The 20417-nt window shown below is 43.5% G+C and carries 16 protein-coding genes; 3 read left to right on the forward strand and 13 right to left on the reverse strand.

Features of this window, described 5'->3' with window-relative positions; translation table 11 throughout:
- Positions 1 to 14: 14 nt before the first annotated feature.
- A complete protein-coding gene (gene ftsX / locus MHH50_RS28490) occupies positions 15 to 929 on the reverse strand; it encodes a permease-like cell division protein FtsX (protein WP_076123828.1) in 915 nt (304 codons plus the stop codon).
- A complete protein-coding gene (gene ftsE / locus MHH50_RS28495; RefSeq protein ID WP_036678556.1) occupies positions 919 to 1605 on the reverse strand; it encodes a cell division ATP-binding protein FtsE in 687 nt (228 codons plus the stop codon). Before ftsE ends, ftsX begins: the two co-directional genes overlap by 11 nt.
- A gap of 342 nt (positions 1606 to 1947) precedes the next feature.
- Here ftsE and MHH50_RS28500 point away from each other — a divergent pair, with 342 nt between their 5' ends.
- Positions 1948 to 3375 (forward strand): VanW family protein, encoded by a 1428-nt coding sequence (locus MHH50_RS28500; protein WP_340033752.1) that lies wholly within the window; start codon positions 1948 to 1950, stop codon positions 3373 to 3375.
- Positions 3376 to 3528: 153 nt separating this feature from the next.
- Entirely contained in the window at positions 3529 to 3936 is a 408-nt protein-coding gene (locus tag MHH50_RS28505; RefSeq protein ID WP_340033753.1) for a hypothetical protein, read from the forward strand.
- 37 nt (positions 3937 to 3973) lie between these two features.
- Here MHH50_RS28505 and MHH50_RS28510 read toward each other — a convergent pair whose 3' ends face one another.
- From MHH50_RS28510 to MHH50_RS28545, 8 genes are all read right to left on the reverse strand, one after another.
- Positions 3974 to 4576, reverse strand: coding sequence for a DL-endopeptidase inhibitor IseA family protein (locus MHH50_RS28510; RefSeq protein WP_051491029.1), 603 nt, complete (start codon positions 4574 to 4576; stop codon positions 3974 to 3976).
- 196 nt (positions 4577 to 4772) lie between these two features.
- Positions 4773 to 5378, reverse strand: a complete 606-nt coding sequence (gene pilO, locus MHH50_RS28515) for a type 4a pilus biogenesis protein PilO (RefSeq protein ID WP_340011479.1) — start codon at positions 5376 to 5378, stop codon at positions 4773 to 4775.
- The gene (gene pilM, locus MHH50_RS28520; protein ID WP_340033754.1) at positions 5362 to 6963 is read right to left on the reverse strand and encodes a pilus assembly protein PilM; all 1602 of its coding nucleotides are present in this window, start codon (positions 6961 to 6963) and stop codon (positions 5362 to 5364) included. Before pilM ends, pilO begins: the two co-directional genes overlap by 17 nt.
- Positions 6964 to 6978: 15 nt before the next feature.
- Entirely contained in the window at positions 6979 to 7728 is a 750-nt protein-coding gene (locus tag MHH50_RS28525) for a prepilin peptidase (RefSeq protein ID WP_340033755.1), read from the reverse strand.
- A gap of 98 nt (positions 7729 to 7826) precedes the next feature.
- A complete protein-coding gene (locus MHH50_RS28530; protein WP_076303612.1) occupies positions 7827 to 8303 on the reverse strand; it encodes a prepilin-type N-terminal cleavage/methylation domain-containing protein in 477 nt (158 codons plus the stop codon).
- A gap of 190 nt (positions 8304 to 8493) precedes the next feature.
- The gene (locus tag MHH50_RS28535) at positions 8494 to 9699 is read right to left on the reverse strand and encodes a type II secretion system F family protein (protein WP_076123841.1); all 1206 of its coding nucleotides are present in this window, start codon (positions 9697 to 9699) and stop codon (positions 8494 to 8496) included.
- On the reverse strand, positions 9699 to 10748 hold the full coding sequence (locus tag MHH50_RS28540) for a type IV pilus twitching motility protein PilT (RefSeq protein ID WP_076192431.1): 1050 nt from the start codon (positions 10746 to 10748) through the stop codon (positions 9699 to 9701). Before MHH50_RS28540 ends, MHH50_RS28535 begins: the two co-directional genes overlap by 1 nt.
- Positions 10749 to 10791: 43 nt before the next feature.
- Positions 10792 to 12456, reverse strand: coding sequence for an ATPase, T2SS/T4P/T4SS family (locus MHH50_RS28545; protein ID WP_076099665.1), 1665 nt, complete (start codon positions 12454 to 12456; stop codon positions 10792 to 10794).
- A 364-nt stretch (positions 12457 to 12820) separates the two neighbouring features.
- Between MHH50_RS28545 and MHH50_RS28550 the strand changes: the two genes are divergently transcribed.
- A complete protein-coding gene (locus tag MHH50_RS28550; protein WP_340033756.1) occupies positions 12821 to 17425 on the forward strand; it encodes a DUF5057 domain-containing protein in 4605 nt (1534 codons plus the stop codon).
- Positions 17426 to 17510: 85 nt separating this feature from the next.
- Here MHH50_RS28550 and MHH50_RS28555 read toward each other — a convergent pair whose 3' ends face one another.
- The 3 genes from MHH50_RS28555 to MHH50_RS28565 are packed head-to-tail and all read right to left on the reverse strand — an operon-like array spanning position 17511 to position 20402.
- On the reverse strand, positions 17511 to 19310 hold the full coding sequence (locus MHH50_RS28555) for a hypothetical protein (protein ID WP_340033757.1): 1800 nt from the start codon (positions 19308 to 19310) through the stop codon (positions 17511 to 17513).
- A gap of 14 nt (positions 19311 to 19324) precedes the next feature.
- Positions 19325 to 19867, reverse strand: coding sequence for a prepilin-type N-terminal cleavage/methylation domain-containing protein (locus MHH50_RS28560; RefSeq protein WP_340033758.1), 543 nt, complete (start codon positions 19865 to 19867; stop codon positions 19325 to 19327).
- Positions 19851 to 20402, reverse strand: a complete 552-nt coding sequence (locus MHH50_RS28565) for a type II secretion system protein (RefSeq protein ID WP_340033759.1) — start codon at positions 20400 to 20402, stop codon at positions 19851 to 19853. The genes MHH50_RS28560 and MHH50_RS28565 overlap by 17 nt, the downstream gene beginning before the upstream one ends.
- Positions 20403 to 20417: the final 15 nt, after the last annotated feature.

Raw genomic sequence — 20417 nt, forward strand, 5'->3', positions numbered from 1 at the left:
CCTTCACTCTTAAATTAAACTTTCAAAAACTTACGAATAGAAACCGTACTTCCCCAGACGCCGATCAACACACCTAGTCCAACTAACAGACCTACGAGCAGCAGCCAAATATCACTGAAAGGGATCAGCTGCAATCCGAGCATTGGATCTCCCTGTATCGAAGATTCCAAACCCTTGTAGCCGGCATATAAAACACCCGAAGTAATCAATGATCCAATGAGTCCAATTAATGCCCCTTCTATAAAGAAAGGCCAACGAATAAAATAATTTGTCGCGCCTACCAGCTTCATAATCCCAATCTCTTTACGCCGGGCAAGAATCGTTACCCGAATAGTATTGGAGATGAGGAACATAGACATAAGTGCCAGCCCCGCTACAAAAATAAAGCCAATGTTGCGTACGGCACGCGTGATTTTAAACAATGTTTCTATCGAGCCTTTGCCATATTTCACTTTGTAGATAGGCTGTTCGGTATGTGTCTTGTTAAGGGCTTGAATCTTCTCAGCCACAAAAGCAACGGTAGTAGGTTCAATAACTTCTACCTGAAGGGTATCTGGAAGCGGGTTATTGTCTTCATCGAACCCTTCCAGAAGCTCTGCTGCCTCCTCGCCCATATCTGCGCGGAGATCTTTAAGTCCCTGTTCCTTGGAGATGAACGTAATCTTGCTGATCTCCGGCATATTGCCAATTTCAGTCTGCAGGGTCTCACGCATCTTCTGATCTGTATTCAAAGCTAGATGCACTTTGATCTGTACCTGACTGTCTGCCTCATCAGCTACAGAATTTACGTTAAGAACAAGAAGAATAAATACACCTAGAACAAAAAGAGAAACAACAATCGAAGTGATTGAGGCGATCGACATCCAGCCATTACGGAATACGCTTTTGAAGCCTTCCCGCACATGTCGCAAGAAGGTTTTAAAACTCATAACCATATTCCCCTCTCGCTTGGTCTCTGACAATGTTTCCATTCTCAATCGCAAGCACCCTTTTGCGCATTTTGTTCACAATATCTCTGTTATGGGTAGCCATTACAATCGTTGTTCCACGAAAATTAATCTCGTCAAGCAGCTGCATAATGCCCCATGAAGTCTCGGGGTCTAAGTTACCTGTAGGCTCGTCCGCAATAATAACAGAAGGATTGTTGACGATAGCCCGTGCAATAGCGATCCGTTGCTGCTCACCACCAGAAAGCTGTGAGGGCTCACGATTCGCTTTACTTCTCAGTCCAACCAAATCAAGAACCTCATTCACACGTTTCTTGATGACTTTTTTCGGCGCTTCAATAACTTCCATAGCAAAAGCTACATTCTCGTATGCCGTCATTCTGGGCAAAAGCCGAAAATCTTGAAATACAACGCCGATATTACGGCGGACATAAGGGATTTTGCGTGGTTTTAGCTTTCCTATATTGAAACCTCCCACCGAAATCTGTCCTTTGGTAGGCACTTCTTCTCTATAAATCAATTTCATAAAAGTAGATTTACCCGCGCCGGAAGGGCCGACAACGTACACGAATTCATTGCGGTCGATTTTCACTGAAACTCCTTGCAGTGCGTGAGTTCCGTTAGGGTACGTTTTCCATACATCTTGCATTTCAATCATTTTCTCACTTCCCAATTATGACATTTTCCACTTGTGCGAATCGACATTGTCCACCTCAAGTTTCCATAAACTTCAATATTTCCGCAATGTATCTATTGTAACAAATCTGTAACTGATTGAGTACCCCGTAACTGCACGACTATTCGAAAGTTTTGTAGTGACTGGACATATACATATAAAAAAGCACCTAGCGGTGCCTGTTATCAGATGTCGTAACTCCCTTTATTAGAGACTACTTATTTCTTACTAATTTATTATCGGTATCCCACGAAGTGTTCTTTAAGTTCTGTTACAGGGCCGCGCCTGCTTAGCGCAATCCAAATCCCCAAAAGGAGATTAATCATGAAAAAAATCCATGCTGCCCTCATAGTGGTCATCGCACTCGTCCTTATCGGCTCCTGTATTTACGGAGGGCTTCATCTATATGGCAGCAAAACCACGCTTCCAAAGGGTACAACCCTTGCCGGCTGGCAGGTCGGAGGCATGACCCTCACCGAGGTCCGCTCCCAGCTGGATAAACGGCTGCATGCCCTCGAATCCGTCCCTCTAGTGCTAAAAGTGGAAGGCAATGCAGATTTACCCCTAACTCTTAGTAAGACTGGATTGAGCTATGATGCCTCTGCTTTTCAGCAGGGCTTAAAAGAGCTTGCCGAAGGAACGCTTTGGGAGCGGGTAAAGGCACGCTATAACTTCCCTAAGTTGTGGAAGCTTGAAACCCATCTGGAAATCGCACAATTTCAAAAGATTCTAAGTCCCACTTGGGAGAAGGAGTCCTTTGGTGAACCAGTGGACGCTACGCGACGAATTACAGGCGATGACCGAATCGTATATACTTCTGAGAAAACTTCCCTGGAGGTTGATTGGACAGCTCTGGAGACTTCCTTAGGAGCAGCGGCCCCCACCAGCTTTAATCATCTGAATACCCTGCTGGAGAAGGGAATCACGATGGAGGTCCCTTTGTTAATCCTGCAGCCTGACATAACTTTAAAGAAATTAAAGGAACAAGGTATCGAGCGAAAAGTAATGCAGTTCAGCACCTCTCTAGGTGCAAGTGGACCTGGACGAAGCTACAACGTGGAAGCTGCTGCCAAAGCTGTGGATGGAACCATTCTCCCGCCTGGAGCCGTCTTTGATTATGGAAAAGCTATAGAAAAAGCAAAGGTGAATTACGGCTTCCGTGAAGCGCCGGTGATTGTGAACGGCAAACTGCAAGCAGGTGTTGGTGGAGGGATCTGCCAAGTGTCGAGCACTCTTTACAATGCCGCACTGCGTATAGGGCTGGAAATTGTGGAACGCCGTAATCATTCCTTGCCCGTCAACTACTTGCCCAAAGGTCAGGACGCAACATTCGCTGAAGGTTATATCAACTTTCGTTTTCGCAATACGACTGGCAAATATCTCATAATTAAAGCAGCTGTGCAGGGTAAATCACTGACCATAAAGCTGTTCGGCACGTTTCCGCAAAATGTCACTTACAAAGTTCATTCAAAAACAGTAGAGGTACTCCCACCAGTCGATAAATACGTAAACGATTCTTCACTGCCTCGTGGCAGCTCACGCGTTATTCAAAATGGGAAAACCGGATATATTGTTGAAACCTACATTACAAAGTATGTTGACGGTAAATCCACTGAGGTGAATAAACTGTCCCGCGACGTATATTACGCACAAAAACGATTAATCGCCATTAATCGTGGAGGCGTGAGCAAATCCATAATCCCGGATGTCCCCCGAAAGCAGCTGGTGGAGGACGGCGTCCGCAGTGAATAGCTAACAACAAATAACCGGTCAGAGCCCCTAAGGTCTGATCGGTTATTTTTTCCAGCCATCTATTTTACCTGTAGCTTACGTTACCCGGCTTTGAAATTTACGATTCAGGGGTACATTAGAAGTAGACCCATAATCAGAAAGGATGAACATCCTATGACAACAGCTCTTGTAAATGATCTTACTGGTATTGTCCGCAGTGCTCCTGCTATTTTTGCCTCACGCACTTGCAGAGAAGCCCTTCGCGTCATGTTTCAGCATCCAGAATCCAAATGTATCGTCGTCTGCAATGCTATGAATGAACCCCTCGGATTGTTGATGAGCGAACGTTTCTTTTTGAAAGCTACAGGAAGATCCGGAGTAGATCTATTCTACAGAGAACCTGCCATGAAGCTTATGAACAAAACCCCGCTCATTCTTGATATTTCCACTCCACTCGATATGGTATTGAGCCTCGCTATGAACCGCCCAGATCCTATGAAAAATGATTGTGTCATTATCACTCGCAAAGGTAAATTCGCTGGTGTTTCATATACCTCTGACCTTATCCGCGCCCAAGCGTAGAACCTCTTTACCTTTCCTCTTCTACCCTAAACCTACCTCAAAAAAGAATATCCGGTGACGTATCAATTCTCCAGTATCCATTCACCTTTTTCAGCTTCACATACACCGACTCACTGCCTTCCTGCCCGCTCGAATAAGGAACTGTTAAGTCAAATTCAGCGGTTGTTGCAGTTTTGGAGAGCATTCGGGCGGTGGCTTTTTCAAACATTAATGAGTTTCCAAGATCCGCATTCACCTGTGACATTCTACCTTCATGCTCCAAAAATTGAGTCTGCACATAATAAGCTGCTGCATTATGCGTGTAGGCTTTTTTTATGTAATTCATCAGCTTCGCCTTTGTCCCAATATCATTGGAAAGGTAACGGTACTCTTGCGCTTTATACATGAAGGTTTCCATCGGGAAAAAGTTGCCCCCGCGGCTAGTATAGAAATAGATTGCTCTGGCATGTACAACAAGCGGTACAACACTTTTTACCGTCAAATTGTTTATGGTAGCTGGACCTTCTTTTCCTGTGCCAATCACAGCCACATTTTTTATTGCCGAGCTTCCCACTGATGATGAAGCTGCCATAACTCCGCTACCTGCTGATAAAAGGCCTAAGGATAGGGCCAACGAACCAAGCATCCATTTTTTGTTCATCTGAAGTTCCTCCTCTTTCATCTAAAAAATACAGGCGATCGCCACTGTTTCAGCTTATGCACCCCGCAAGCTAAAATACCCAATAAACAGAGGAATGAAAACGTATTACAACTCTTTTGAAAATATAAAAAAACTCCACCCTCCTGATTCACAGGAAAAGCGGAGTAATATAATTAAATAAAGTAGTACTAGAACCCTAATTGGATGCTGCTGCGGTGGCCTCATAATACGCTGTAAAAGCTACGTTAGCAGTCAAAATACTCTCCGTATTGTTCTTAGTACGATTCTCGTAGGATTGCTGAAAATTGAAAGAGTCCACATTCACAATACGAGGTAAGGCTTGTAGTTCATCCATCCATTGCCGTATCCCCGAATATGTCCCCTCCACCACTGCAGTCATTTTGATCTGTTTGACCGTCGGGAATGACACCTCAGCTGAACCTGTCATTTGTTGAATCGGATTAGCCTCATCCAAAACAAAACTAAGATCCTTTAGCCGCGCTTGTGAGGACGTGCTAACCTCCCGCAAATCAACAATCAGACCTTCGCTGTCATCGCCCTTTGGGAGTTCCCCCAGTAATTCCTTCTGTTCTAGATCTCCCTCATTGCCGCTGCCCTTCAGCTCATTGATTTTGGTTTGGAGCATTTCTGCTTCCTTTTCCAACTGACTGATCTCGCTGCTCTGTGCGGAAATTTCCTTATTAGTCGGCTGAACACCCAGCATATAGAATGCAAACAATATCAGGAATAGAATTAACACCCCTAGTACGATGGGAGAGCGATATTTATTGATCTGTTCCATCGCTGCTCACCTCCCCTTGGCTGGCATCCGTATCACTTTTTTGCTGCTTAGCCGCTGCTAAGTTCACTTTATAAATAGCCGTATACGTATTGTATGAAATGGCATCGGCGGCTCCTTCAGTAAGCTTTTGAATAGAGGCATCGGCCGTAAAAGACATTTGGCGAAGTTGTCTTAAATAGTTGGAAGCACCCTCCATAGTGGATACATTTACAGTCAGATCTATAGATGTCCGGTAGGTATAGTTAATATCACGGATTAGTGCCTCCTTAGGCAATCCTTCCACTAATTCGTCCAAGATAGGGACTGCAATCACCTTATTGTCCTGAAGCACTGTGATGGCTGCTTTCCGATCTAGCTGTCCAGGTCCGCTGTTCTTAAGCTTCGCGAGCTCTACTTGGAGCATTAAACTGCGATCCTGCAGGCCTTGCAGCTCTTCTTTACCGTTAGAGATTTGACCCTTATTGGCCGAAAAATAAATCCCCGTTCCGATCATCCCCAGCAGCCAGATCGCTACAAGCCCCATCGTGACATAAGGAAATAGCAACGTCTCCCGATCTTCTCTCGGCAATAGATCAATCGTATCCGTGTTGATGCTATTTTTTAGAGCGGTCCCGGCAGCTACACGGTAATCATTTAGATCAGGGTCAGAAACAGCAGCACTAGCCATCTGTTCCAGACTTATTGGTGTTATTTCAAGTTCAGCTAGGGACTGCTGGAGTTCCAGGTCCAGTTGTTTACGAATCGAGGGAGTACCCGTAATCACTAAATTGTTGATACGAGTGGAACCGTCATGCAAGCTGTATTGATAAAAGCTGAGCATACGGGAGATTTCCGCAGTGATTTCAACCATTTGCTCGGGTGATAAATGTTCTTCCACAGCGACAGCTGTTTCTGCCAAGGTTTCACTGTCTGTCAAAAGATCCATTCCCGCTAAATTTCTTCCTTTATGTAGATCAAGTAAGTTTATCGTACGAATGAAGACCGGATTCCCGTTTCTGAACATATAAATGTCCATTACCGATGGCTCCATATTAATCAGCATCGTCTCCGCAAAGCTCTCCCCGTGCCCAGTGGTTATAGCACGCGCTAAGGCGGTTGCCGAAATTTCGACACTACTTATCCGAAGACCCGCCCGCTCCAGAATTTCTACGTAATCCTGAATCGATTTTCGCGGAGCAGCAAATACGAGCAGGTGACTTTGCTCCTCATCCACTTCGAGCGTTACATAGTCGTAGACAGGATTTTCAAAAGGTAAATGCAATCCCGTCTCCACTTCCAGCTTCACGAGTTGTTCTACCTGTTTGTCATTGGTACTAGGAATACTCATTTTACGGATAATGATCTGCGAAGGTGGAATGGACAAAGAAACCTTACTTCCCCTTAACCCTTCCTTCTTCACCCACTGCCTTACCCGATCATAAAGCGCCTCGCTATCCGCCACCTGATTCTCAATGATCATGCCTGGAAGGAGCGGGAGAAACCGTTTTTTACGGACTTCCCATGACTGTTTATTCTTAAAACTAATATAACGGATTCCGGCAGCTTCAATTGAAAGTCCGGCCACTTTGGGGCCTAATCCAAGCATGTGATCGATGTCCTCCTATCCGATGAGCGAGAGATACGCGCCGATGATGTGTGAACCATATCCAAAACTAATTAAAGCTCCTATAGCTAACCATGGGCCGAAGGGTACCGGCTGTTTACGTTTGATTACACCGAGCAGCATCAGCAGTCCGCCCACCACGCTCCCAAGCAGACAAGCCACAAAAAAGGCCAAAATCACATTCGGAAAGCCAATCACCAAGCCCAGCAGCGCAAATAACTTCACATCTCCAGCCCCCATGCCACCTAATAGAACAAAAGGGATAAGGCCCCCTCCCCCAAGCACAGCTCCTAGCAGATGATGCCATATCGGTCCTTCTGGAAATAGCAGTACAAAAATCAGCAGCAGCGGTAAAAAAAACAACAATACCTTGTTGGGAATCAGCATGTACTTCAAATCCGCAACCGTCACGATAACCGCTAAACTCACAAGAATGAACCCGATGATTCCCTTACCCGTCAGACCAAATTGCAAATACACCCATAAAAAAAGCAAACCCGTTGCCGCTTCTCCAAGCGGGTATAATGGCGAAATCCTTGTGCCGCAGTATCGGCACTTGCCTCCTGACAGCAGGTAGCTTACCACCGGAAGCAAATCCCGCGCTTTCAGCCGCGTATTGCAGTTCGGACAATGTGACGGCGGATTAAACAAGGATTCCTTGGCCGGCACCCGCAGCGCTACTACGTTATAGAAGGAGCCTAGAACCAGGCCCAGTAATGTGATGTAACTTGCGATAAATATCGTCATGGCTGTCCTCTGTTAGCTTCTGGATTTTAAAAAAGGAATCGGGAAGTCCGATTCCTTAGGGGGTTTCATATAGACTTGATTTTCGAATAAAAACCAATTTATTCTTTCTGAGCGTTCAATACTTCTTTTGATGTAAAAGACTTAGGAGTAGTAGAAGTAAATGTGGTAGCAGTCTGTATTTGAACAGCATCGGCAGCAGCTAGAACACCTGCAACAAAGTTTACAGATCCTCCATTTATAGTCTCTTTATTACTAGGTAGCACAATACCCGACTCAAGATATTTTTTTGAGATCAGATCAGTAATAGCGATCTTTTCTGGAGCAGCCGCAGTAGAAGTCGAACTATAGATTCCATTTTTCTCACTAACTACATAAAGTCGAGCAGCATCATAAATTTGACGAGCAGTAGCTGCATCCGAGTCCTCTCTAGTATTATTAATTATTCCACCAATCATCGGAATTGCAATAACCGCAATAATCCCTAAAATAACGATAACCGCCAGCAACTCAATCAGCGTAAACCCCTTTTGATTTTCCTCTTTGCTTAATCTTCTCTTAATGGCTTGTGCTAACATTTGATTTCCCCCTCTAAGTGGTGTGTGAGTGATAAAACCTATATTCTTCATTTCAGTGAATCCAGCATCATCTTTCTTGTGCTTACGGAAACAGCTCGTCCATCGTCGTCTAAATGCCAGCGTAAGTTCGTGGATCTTGCCCCGCCTCCCCGGCGTCACCCCTCTCAATATATACAAGGAACCAAGAGGTTCACATATTACCGTACAGACTGAACATCGGCAGCATAATGGCGGCTACAATGACACCTACAACAGCGGCTAGAAAAGCGATCAATAGTGGTTCAAGCAGCGATTTCAGACGGTCAACGGTATTCTCCACGTCCATCTCATAAAAATCAGCTACCTTGGACAACATCGTGTCGAGCGCCCCCGTCTCTTCGCCAATCGCTATCATCTGCGTAACTAGTGGCGGGAAGACCCAAGCTTTTTTTAGCGGCTCAGATAGTGGATTTCCTTGTCTCAGCGAATCCCCTGCACTACGGATGAATTTCCCGATGACCTTATTTCCTGCTACCTCCTCAACAATCACCAAGGACTGTAGGATCGGTACAGAGCTGGCATAAAGAGAAGAAAATGTGCGCGTAAACTGAGCAATCGAGCCTTTTTGATTCAGCTTACCAAACACAGGTATCTTAAGCTTGGCATAATCCAGAGCGTAAGCACCCTTTTCCGTACGTTTTGTAATCTGAAAAGCTATCACTAGGAGGAGTACTCCGAGTATCCAGAAATACCATTGACCTTGAATGCTTTTGCTAAGTGCCAAGACCATCTGTGTAATTGCCGGAAGCTCGGCATCCATCGATTCGAACATGGTCACAAATTGCGGCACAATCGCCCAAAGTAGATAGATAACCGCGGCAATCGCCATAACCCCTACGGTAATCGGGTACGTAAGCGCTGATTTTATCTTCTCTGTCGTGGTGTGCTGTTTCTCAAAAAACATAGCCAACCTGTCCAACGTCCCCTCAATATCACCGGATTCCTCACCGGCACGGATCATACTGACAAATAGCTGCGGGAAGATTTTTTTATGATCCTGAACGGCTTGTGAAAACGATATCCCGCGCATCAGGCTGGAATTAACATCTACTAACGCTTTGCGCAGTGGCTTACTCTCGGTCTGCTCTGCCAAAATACGCGTTGCATCCACAATCGATACCCCCGCCCGCATAAGCGTGGCAAACTGCCTGCAATAAATGATGAAATGAATCGGCTTAACGGGATTACCAATATAAATGTCCATCGATAAAATTGTGGTTTTGCGTTCAATCAGTGAAAATACCGTAAGTCCCCGCTTGCGTAGCTCCTCCATCGCCGTAGGTTTATCGGTTGCCGTTAGTTTCCCTTTGATAGATTTGCCTGCGGATGTCTTCACCTGATATTCAAAAAGAGGCATCAGCTGCTCACCTCCGCCATAAACGCCTTAGCTGCTGTTGGATCAATAAGCCCCTGCGATAAATAGTCACGGATGCTCATGTCCAAGGTGTGCAAGCCTTGTGAGCGTCCCGTTTGCATCACATTTTTGATCTGATGTGTTTTTTCGGTACGAATAAGATTGGCTACGGCTGGTGTATTGATCAAAATTTCCGTAGCGCATAAACGCCCCCGACCTCCAGCCCTTGGGAACAACCGCTGACTGACTACTGCCAGCAGCACTGATGCTAGTTGTGAACGAATCTGTCCCTGCTGATGGCCCGGAAAAGCGTCGATAATTCGGTCAATCGTCTGTGGTGCGTCTGTTGTGTGTAAAGTTGCCATCACAAGATGACCTGTCTCTGCGGCCGTAACCGCTGCTGAAATGGTCTCCAAATCCCGCATCTCACCAACGAGAATGACATCCGGATCCTGACGTAAGGCAGCACGCAATCCATTAGCAAAACTAGCCGTATCACTTCCCACTTCACGTTGATCTACTAGACAGGTTCCATGGTTATGTAGAAATTCTATCGGATCTTCCAACGTCACTATATGCTTGCTCTCCGTCTGGTTAATATAATTCAGCATAGCTGCAAGCGTAGAAGATTTGCCGCTGCCTGTGGGTCCTGTAACCAAAATTAGACCTTGTGGCTTAAGCGACAAAGTAGTTAAAATCGAAGGCATCGACAGCTGTTCCAGACTCGGAATCTCTGCAGGAATGGCCCGGGCGGCGATACTAACCTCGCCCCGCTGACGATAAACGTTCACCCGGAATCTTACCCCACCATCAAGCGGATATGAAAAATCCAACTCGCCCGCATTCCGAAATGCTTCAATTCGTTCATTACCAAGTAGCATTTTGGCCATATCTGCCGCTTCTTCAGCAACCACGGACTCACCCTCAAGCGAGTGCAGCTTTCCATCCATCCGAATAACCGGCGGTGATCCTACGGAAATATGTAAGTCAGAAGCTTTGGAGGAGTAAGCCGTTTGTAATAGTTGTCTAATATCCCGCGTATACGTTGGCATTAGCCGCTCCCCCTAAGTTAGAATGCTAAATCGCTGTTAACCTCTAATGTGAGACCGTCTCGCGCATGACTTCTTGAAGCGTTGTAATTCCTTGACTGACCTTGAGTAGTCCGTCATCCATCAGTTGAACAAGCCCTCGCGCTTTACCTGCTGCACGCAGTTCCTCTACTGAGGCAGTGTTTGTAATGAGCTGCCGTAAGTGATCATCAATACTGAGTACTTCATGAATCGCTATTCGTCCACGATAGCCAGAATTGTTACAGCTACCACAGCCGCGTCCACGCTGTAACTCTTCCGCAGGTAGTCCTAGGCTACGTAGCATAATTGCTTCCTGTTCAGATGGTTTGTAGGTTTCTTTGCAGTCAGTGCAAATTTTGCGCACCAGCCGCTGTGCTACCACACCAATCAGCGAAGAAGCGATCAAATAAGGTTCTACCCCCATATCCCGCAATCGGGAGACGGAGCTAATCGCATCGTTTGTATGTAAAGTAGACAACACTAGATGACCCGTTAATGAGGCGCGAACAGCAATTTCAGCAGTTTCAGCATCCCGTATCTCACCGACCATTACGATATTCGGATCTTGTCGAAGAATCGAACGTAGCCCAGCTGCAAAGGTTAGTCCAATAGCCGAGTTTACGTGCACCTGATTTACTCCTTCAAGCTGGTATTCCACTGGATCTTCGACTGTGATAATATTTGCGCTTTCTACATTAAGTTGATTTAACGCTGAATATAAAGTTGTTGTTTTTCCGCTACCTGTAGGGCCCGTGATTAGCAAAATCCCATAAGGACGAGCTATCATCTCCTTAAAAGCTTCTGCATTCCCCTCACTGAATCCCAAAGCATCTACGGATTTGACCCCTGTGCTTAAATCTAGCAGCCGCAGCACAATCTTCTCTCCGTGCATCGTTGGTAATGAAGACACACGAATATCTACCATTTTGTAATCGAACTGCATTTTGATCCGCCCGTCCTGCGGCAAACGCCGTTCTGCGATATTCAGGCGGGCCATTATTTTCAGACGGGCGGTGATAAAGCCCTGCATCTGCTTAGGAATAATCCGCTCTGTCCGTAAGGTTCCGTCAATGCGGTAGCGGATGGTTAAATTATTTTCACCTGGATCCATATGTATATCAGACGCCCGCAGGGCAACTGCCTGCTGAATCATCTGGTTGACCAAACGTACGATCGGAGAGTCCTCATCTGTAATCTCGGTCTCTTCTATTTCTTCCTGTGTCGGGAGTTCTACCAGCATCTGATTCATAGAATCGCGCATGCCATAGTGACGCGCAATCGCCCGCTGCAGCTCATCTCTCGTAGAAATAGCGGGTTCGATCCGGAAGCCAGTACTCATACGTAAATCTTCTATCGCAAAATAATCCAGCGGGTCCGCCATCGCAACCATCAGCTTGCCGCCCTCTTTTAAGAATGGAAGCACCTGATATCGCTTAGCCATACTTTCAGGGATAATCTGCGTGATTGCGGGATCTATCTGGTATTTAAATAAACTGACATGCGGGATGCCGAGTTGAAATTCAAGCACTTCAATCAGCTGCTGCTCCGTGATATAACCTTGAGAGATTAGCAGATCGCCGAGCTTACGTTTGCTCTTACGCTGTTCCGCGAGAGCCTCAAGCAACTGGTCCTGCGAAATAATATTATTTTCTACCAGCAAGTCGCCCAGTCTCTTTTTCGCGATAGCCAAGTCTATTCATCTCCGTATGCCGTTATTTATGCCGGCTGAAATAATGGATATTTTTTATAGAAATAGAAATCAAACTCCCAGCAAAATTCGCTCAAAAACGAAAGATATAATTACCATAAATACACCTTCCATAAATTTGTCAATTTTGAGTATTTTTCAATCTAACTAGGACTTTAGTTATAATTTAATAGGTATATTTCAATAGATTTATGTTGTCTATCAATGCTAAATGTCCTAGAATGTATATAACATAGATTGGATAATTTTACAACGACACGGAATGAAAAAGGCTGTCGGAATCTAGCATATACGAGACGGAATACGACCATATCTGCCAATAGTTAACAATCAGGGAGAGATGACAATGAAACTTGCCAGTAACAAAAAAGTTTTTATTTTTACAGTAACTACCCTGCTTCTCCTTCTGCTTGTTCTGCCAATCAAAAATCACTTTATGAATGTCGATGCCAGTTCTAATGAATACCAAATTCGTATGCTGGAGGTTACAGAGAGTGGGGTTAGTGAGCTTGCGTCTCTAAAAACGGGAATATCTAACCTTACCATCGACACGATGAGTATGAAGCGCTTTGTGGCGCTGCGGGATGATCTGGACGGAAGATATGATGCGGTATATATCGGGAAGGGGACTTACAATCCTGCACAGGTAAGTAATCAACAACCCGCCTCGGAGGAAAATAGAGCTAAGGCCCTTAATACCAAAAGTATGAAGAATGACATTACTCATCTGAAGGCTGATCAAATTACGAAGGAATTTATCAACAAGGGATTATATGTTTTTTTTCATAGCCAGCCCTTTAAAGACAAAGATGCAAAACCTCAAACTGAGCAAGGTATACTGTACAGCTCTTTTAACAGTTATCGTCTTTCCACCTCCAACCCAAATGTTAAGTTTGTAGATGACAGTGAACTGGCGGATATTTTTGCCGATTTAAAAAAACAAGACTCCAAATACATAAGCGACTTGAAGAAACGCCCTCGTCTACAAATTACGAATAGAATTCCCAACTATGACCCTAATGCAACTAACAGCAAAATCTATGTTCCTGGGGAGAAGCTTTCTTTTAATTTCAATGTCACCACACCCTCTACACAAAATAGTGCTCCACTCTCAGTCAAACTGTACGTTGGTCTTGATAAATCCATCAAAATGGGAGAAGAACAGGTCGTTGCTGAAACTGAGATTAGTACGTCCAGCGGAACTATTGAATACACTCTGCCAAAAACATACTCTGGGTTGCTCTACTGGAAGCTAGAAGTTAATGATTATCACAGTAGACAATTAAAAGACTTCGACAGCGGTGTAATTCGTTACCGTGGCGAGAAAACCATAGTAAATATTCTTCAGATTATGCCTGACACTCTAACGGAAAGCAGCCTCCTAGACACTAGTAATATGAATCCAAATTTTCTCGATACATCTGACTATAAGCTCGATATAAAAATCAAAACGATGACTGAATTTAAAAAATATGTTGATGACAGCTATGCTGCAACACATAGTTACGGATTAAATGGCACCTATGACATGCTCATCTTTGGATTTGTAGACGAATACTACAAAAAATCTAATTTAAACACTAATGCGATTAACGCTATTACACAATTTACTGGTACTTTCAAGCAAAGCGCCTTGTTCACTCACGATACCATCATTAATTTAGATGCAAATAAAAAGAACTGGATCAATAATTTCATGGGGATTACTGGTCAGGTGAATCCTGAGACCAACTTAGGCCATAATGCCATCAATCTTTCCACCAAGGTTAAGCCGGTGAATGACGGGCTTTTGATGCAATATCCTTTTTATCTAAGCAAGAGGGACGACAGCAACCAGCAAATCGATATTTCCACACCACAAATTGCACCAACACATAACCAGTACTTCACACTTAATCTGGAAGATCCTGAAGTAGTATCTTGGTATAACATTCAAAGTGAAGCATCAGGTACGAGGATAAAACCAAATGGAGAATATAATCAATACCAACGTGATACCGAGGATAGCTGGAATCAATATTACACATATTCCAAAGGAAATATTACCTATTCAGGTACAGGTCACTTTTTTGGAGTAAGTGATATTCCAGCCAATCTAAAGAAATTCCCTGTCTGGGAACAACAATTGTTCGTTAATACTATGTATCGTGCTTTTATTGGTGCCAATCATGCTCCAGAGATTACCGTGCATACGCCGGCTAATGATTCATCGATTCCGTCTTATCAAAAAACACTCCTTGTCGACTATACAGTAACTGATCTGGACTTTAACGATCGTGATCTAACAACTGAAGTCCGTTTCAAATCAGGGAACACATACTTTCCTATGAATGAAATAAGCAAGATGGACATCAAGTCCGGTCAAAATATATATAGAACAGTTGACAATCCGCTTCCTAACGGAGGTCTACTCGACATCGAAATTAAAGCTTGGGATCAAAATGGGGCGCTCTCAATTAAAACGCTCAGAGTAAATGTCCTGCCGTCGAACACCAATTTGAGTGTAACACGATCTCTCTCTCAGAATGTTGTGAATGGCAAAATAGAAAAGGGAGAACCGGTCACTCTTAGTTATTCCATCACCCCAAAATCTGTACCGTTTGATAAAGTCGGCACGGTCAACCAGACCTCTAACACACAATTAATATCGGATATTGTATTTACCGAGAATCTCCCACCTAACCTGGAGATTTCAGGAGAATTACCAGCCGGTACGATAGTCACTGGAAATGCAACCAGTGGGTTTAGATTGACACGCAATCTAAATAACATAACCTATTCATTGAAAACGGTGAACGGCGCCCAAATCTATAAACCAGACTCTGAACAGCCTATAACGTTCCAAATCACAGTTAAACCGACCGAGACCCAAACCTATATTTTAAATGATTCCAAACTTAGTTATGTCGATATTCATGCCACATTGCCACCTCTGGGAATCTTAGGTAAATACAACGCATTTATCCTTCATACCACTTCACTTCGTGGAGGCACTATCAAGGGACCACTGGCTTCCGGGGGAACAGTCAACTTCAACAACGCTGGTATTACAGTAAATGAACAATTTAAAGACCAAGTGCCATATGGTATTGTCACGGGCGGAGATGTTTCCCTTCCTGAAGGAACAGTTTACGGAAACCTAATGGTTAAAGGCACCGTTAAAGACCAACGTCCTGGTTCTATCCAAAATGGTACCATCAATTACGGAGAACTTCTCGATTTCAACAAGCAAGAGAGTTATCTCCTTGGACTCTCTGATGCTATTGCCAAGTTGCCTTCCAATGCCACGGCGACTCATGAATACGGAAAACTTACGGTCACAGGTAACTCAGATATCAATATTGTTAATATTTCTAGTTCAGCGTTAAATACGCTTAACAGTTCCGAGCTTAAGGTTCCGCAAGGATCAACGGTAATTGTTAATGTACAACAAGACAGTAACAGTGAACCATTCTTACATTTCCCACTGGGGAGCGACGGTAGCCGTGTGCTATACAACTTCCCTAACGCCAAGCCTTTGCTAATTTCCCAAGCCAACGTATACGGAACCATTCTGGCACCACGATCTACTATAAACTTTGATGGAGGACAGGTGTATGGAACAATCATTGGAGCTTCAATGAATATGAGTAGTGCCACTTTATACCATTTCCCTTTTACCGGTGGCCTACCAGCGGAAATCTATCCGCTACCTGTTCCAATCCCAACAGATCCTTCATCGACTAATTTAGCGCGGACTACGGTTTCGTTTGAGACTTTAACTTTTACAGCCGAATATAAAATTAAAACCCTGCAATTGGATGACAAAGCTATTTATGTAGGAGATAAGATTCGACTAATTCCAATAGTTACGCCTTCTGATTTAAGTAATTCTGCATTCCTCTGGACAACTAGTAATGCTTCAGTTGTACAAATAGACTCCAGCAGTGGCGATATTATCGGGTTGGCCAAAGGAACAGCACAAGTCACTGTTAAGGCTATTGATGGTAGCGAAGTTACTGGTACTGCATTCATAACTGTAGAAGAACGTAATTCTCGTTCTCTATCAATTAAAGGATATGAAACAGCGAGAATCTATGAATCCATTACGTTAAGTGCCTCGTACGTCCAAGACAGTAAAGAACCTGAGACCAACATAACCTATATCTGGTCCGTTAAAAACATTACCTCTGGGGCAAGCACTGCTGTAATTAATACCAATCCAGAGTATCCCGGTGATGATACCGAAAAGATTTTCAGTGCAACGCAGTCAGGAACTTACCTAGTAAGTCTTACTGTAAATTCAAGTAACCCGGTTCCAATTACCCAAGATAAAACCATAACAGTTACTAACCCACTAACCTCATTGTCGATTACAGGTCCAACAACGGTATTGATAGGAGGACAAATCGACCTAAGCGCAAGTAGAAATCCTACGGATGCTGATCCAGCAACGCTAAGATGGAGATTCGTGAAATCAACGGATAAAAATATTACGGATGACACTATTACGAATGATCATATTGCTACTCTTACGCCTTCTAGTGATGGATCGACCGCTAAATTGACGGCTGGTGATACCGCTAAAGAAGGACTGCTGATTGAGGTTTCATTCAAAGATATGACTTCAACACACGAGGTTAACATCGTTGATGCTTTGAAAGGGTTACGATTTAAAGAACAGTCCATTACTATTGAAGTGGGCCATACTTTCCCGTTAACCAATATTTTATGGGCATTCCCTACCTCCATCTCGATCGAGCAAATCAAAGGTAACTTGAGTTGGGTAAGCGACAATTCTGGAATCGCCAGTGTCGATAATGGAACCAATATTGATAGCAGAGGAATTGTTACAGGTGTCAAAAAGGGATCAACCACCATTACAGTTACTTATACCGGAAGCACAGGCACAACAGCAGAAGCAGATATTACAGTTAAGGTTGTAGCACCCCAGAATGACGATCGTTACTAATCTTTACATTTAAAAATAAGAAACTTCCAACGAAAAAAAGGGTATCCCTAAGCACTCGCTTAAGGATACCCTTTTTCAATTGGTCTCAATGACTCACAAGCTCCAGAGAGCCTACAGTTACATTCACCTGCTGCACACGCGGGAGGCTAGACTGCTGATGAGTAAAAACATCCTGATTATATTGAATCTGAAAACGGTGACCCAAATTATATCGATCCGCATCCTGATTTTCAAAATTAAAGCCGAGAGCCGGATCTAAGGGCTCAGTTACTCCTCCTAGTACTGCGTTTACTGTAAGATTCCCTTTGGCAAAGAAGCCACCATTTAACCAAAAGATTGACCCCACTCCGTACAAATCAGCGTCACTATCCGTGTAAAAAAAAGCTTTCATATAAAATGAATCCTGCTCAACTTTTTTCTTAGGTGGGTTAGTAAAAGTATCAATTCGGTTAATGAGCACATCTCCTTGAGATATGAGGACTAACTCCTTACTACTTAAACCTTGGATCACGGCGTCCTCTACTTTCGTTTCTCCTAAAACAAACATAGTAGAGTTGAATTTCACCTGTCCTTTAATAGTAACATTACCTGTAACTAGAATATTAGCTTGAATCTCCAAAAAATTTGTTATATCTGGACTATAGTTATTTACCTCCAGATCACCATTAACAATAACCCATTTGGGCTTATTAGAAGGATTACCTGTTTTGGCTTCATCACTAAACTTTAACTGTTTGTAATCAATTCCATCGATAAGCAAATTACCGTTATAAATCGTAGAATTATTCAAATCTTTATCCAACAAGGAGTTCTGATATATTCTCAATTGTTCTTCGTATTGGCTGCACTCTAGTTCATACTTATCCTTTTCTTCTTTTGTCGGATTATCTTCAAGTACTGGCTCAGTGTAGGGTGGATTCTCATCGGGTAGTCTATCCAATGCTGTTGCACTTAAGTAATTACCCAATCTTCCTTCCACAATAGCTTGCTCAAGTTCAGACCTTTTCCCGGTCAACCCTGTCGCTTCCTCCACTTTATCAAGAAACGATTCCAGCACATTAATCTGCACGAACTTTTTTTGTGGTTTGATAAACACCTGCTCTTTATTAACTCCCAGTATGTTAGGAAGAATAATTGAGGCATTGTTTTTATTTACTGCTGCGTTAATAATTCCATTTCCGGAATATTTAATACTTTCAAGTGATTGCACATGCACCTCAGGAAGAGGTTCCGTAGATGCTGGACTGGCAGAGTCTTTTAGTAATTCTACTTTAGGATATTGAGTCTTTTCTTTAAGATCTTTCACTTTCTTATACGTATAAACAGCCGTATCACTGACGTTTAGTTCTTCACCCGCATATATATTGCCATGGAGACCAGGTGCTCCGTTTAATGTTAATACTTTTTCCGATCCAAAAGCATATTTAAGAAAATCAGGATAGGTATCAATGACAATCTTTTGTCTCAGCTGTCTGATGACGCCATTAACTGTGGCTTGTGCTTCAATATCTACATAATATTTTTGCTTATCCTGCTTCTCATAAGTGATACTTTTGATCGTACCGCCAGCTCCAGATAATCCCGTACTTACGCCATTGTTAACGCCGACAACTTTGGTGGTCACCTCATTAACAATACTTTTAATCTCATCTTCCATATGATCAGGATCAATATCCGTACGCCCGTCCAACTTGGTCTGTATGTATGCCGCTGCTTCATCGAGCCCCTTTTGAGCCAGATGCAGGCTCTGCACGTCGTTTTCCCTTGTCTCCGTTCGTTGTGCGCCACCCATCGTTGCCCCGAGTACAGCTACTCCGAGTATAGTAAGTAGAAGAGCAACAAACATAACTAATACTAGAGCTGAGCCTCTTTCATTATTCTTCATCCCTCCTGCTCCTCCTAGAATCCGAATTTACTTTTCAACTCCAATGGGTAATCCCTTCCGTCGTAGCTCTGAACTAGCGATAAATCTATAGATATCAAGCCGCTACCACAAGGGATGCTATTCTGACACTCTAAAGTTATAGCAGAACCCTGTTCTAATTTAGATATCGTCTCAGTTCTTGCATCTACTGGTGGATCGACTACATCAGGATTTGCTATTGTAAGAGCACCATTAACAATACGAATCTGAGACTTAGTTCCATCCTGACGTTCTAACGTAATGTAGCTATCAATAATAGTCCCTGCATCATTTTTGAGAATAGTTGGAGTGACCTTCTCAGGAGCAAATGTATACAACTCCGTTATAATCGCCGACATTAACAAATCACCTTCGTCTCGTAATGAGTTTTCAATCGATATTTTATGATAGCTTCGTAAGCCCAGCATTGTTATCCCCGAAATAATTCCCGCTGCAACTGTAAACAACAATAGTGCCACAATTAGCTCCACTAAGGTAAAGCCGCCTTCTCTGCGAAGAAGATTAACGAATTTTCTCATCGGTAATATATCCCTCCACAACAGATTCACTTTCAGGTCCGCCAGAAGAATCCGCTCTGCTGACTTTGACCAACACAGGTAACAAATATACTGCCATATTTTGTTTCTCCGGATCACTAGATTCCAAGCTTTGGTTATGTAGATCACGCTGATATTTAATATCTATTTGATAGTTCACACCATTTATTGCAGGATTCAAAACCTGGTTCAAGATTTCTGTATCCTGAACAAGCCCCTTGTAATCCTCACATTTCAGAGAATCATCCGTATCCTTTTGGCATTTCGCCGCCTCTATCGCATCATGATTCTGCTTTATAAAAAATTCCTTCATCGCCTTAAAATCCTGCTTCTCCACATAAAACAGCGCGTTCCGCGCCAGATTGACCATAATCGTTTTGTTCTGGTTCGATTTAGAGTAACTCATGGCGTTAGTAAAGTAAGACGTAAGCACCAGAGAAACTATCGATAAAATTACAATAGCGGCCAGAACTTCGATTAACGTAAATCCTTTTTCCTGCTTTAGGCCCGGTTTCATCCTACTTTCCGCCTC

Origin of the sequence: Paenibacillus sp. FSL H3-0302 (assembly GCF_037982245.1) — a bacterium.
Classification (GTDB): domain Bacteria; phylum Bacillota; class Bacilli; order Paenibacillales; family Paenibacillaceae; genus Paenibacillus_AQ; species Paenibacillus_AQ odorifer.

Bases quoted from the DNA above. Each gene is read 5' to 3' on its own strand.
- MHH50_RS28525 (WP_340033755.1), bottom strand. From the start codon at position 7,728: ATGACGATATTTATCGCAAGTTACATCACATTACTGGGCCTGGTTCTA.
- MHH50_RS28500 (WP_340033752.1), top strand. From the start codon at position 1,948: ATGAAAAAAATCCATGCTGCCCTCATAGTGGTCATCGCACTCGTCCTT.
- MHH50_RS28535 (WP_076123841.1), bottom strand. From the start codon at position 9,699: ATGCCTCTTTTTGAATATCAGGTGAAGACATCCGCAGGCAAATCTATC.
- MHH50_RS28530 (WP_076303612.1), bottom strand. From the start codon at position 8,303: ATGTTAGCACAAGCCATTAAGAGAAGATTAAGCAAAGAGGAAAATCAA.
- MHH50_RS28510 (WP_051491029.1), bottom strand. From the start codon at position 4,576: ATGAACAAAAAATGGATGCTTGGTTCGTTGGCCCTATCCTTAGGCCTT.
- MHH50_RS28560 (WP_340033758.1), bottom strand. From the start codon at position 19,867: ATGAGAAAATTCGTTAATCTTCTTCGCAGAGAAGGCGGCTTTACCTTA.
- pilO (WP_340011479.1), bottom strand. From the start codon at position 5,378: ATGGAACAGATCAATAAATATCGCTCTCCCATCGTACTAGGGGTGTTA.
- ftsE (WP_036678556.1), bottom strand. From the start codon at position 1,605: ATGATTGAAATGCAAGATGTATGGAAAACGTACCCTAACGGAACTCAC.
- pilM (WP_340033754.1), bottom strand. From the start codon at position 6,963: ATGCTTGGATTAGGCCCCAAAGTGGCCGGACTTTCAATTGAAGCTGCC.
- MHH50_RS28505 (WP_340033753.1), top strand. From the start codon at position 3,529: ATGACAACAGCTCTTGTAAATGATCTTACTGGTATTGTCCGCAGTGCT.
- MHH50_RS28555 (WP_340033757.1), bottom strand. From the start codon at position 19,310: ATGAAGAATAATGAAAGAGGCTCAGCTCTAGTATTAGTTATGTTTGTT.
- MHH50_RS28565 (WP_340033759.1), bottom strand. From the start codon at position 20,402: ATGAAACCGGGCCTAAAGCAGGAAAAAGGATTTACGTTAATCGAAGTT.
- MHH50_RS28550 (WP_340033756.1), top strand. From the start codon at position 12,821: ATGAAACTTGCCAGTAACAAAAAAGTTTTTATTTTTACAGTAACTACC.
- MHH50_RS28540 (WP_076192431.1), bottom strand. From the start codon at position 10,748: ATGCCAACGTATACGCGGGATATTAGACAACTATTACAAACGGCTTAC.
- ftsX (WP_076123828.1), bottom strand. From the start codon at position 929: ATGAGTTTTAAAACCTTCTTGCGACATGTGCGGGAAGGCTTCAAAAGC.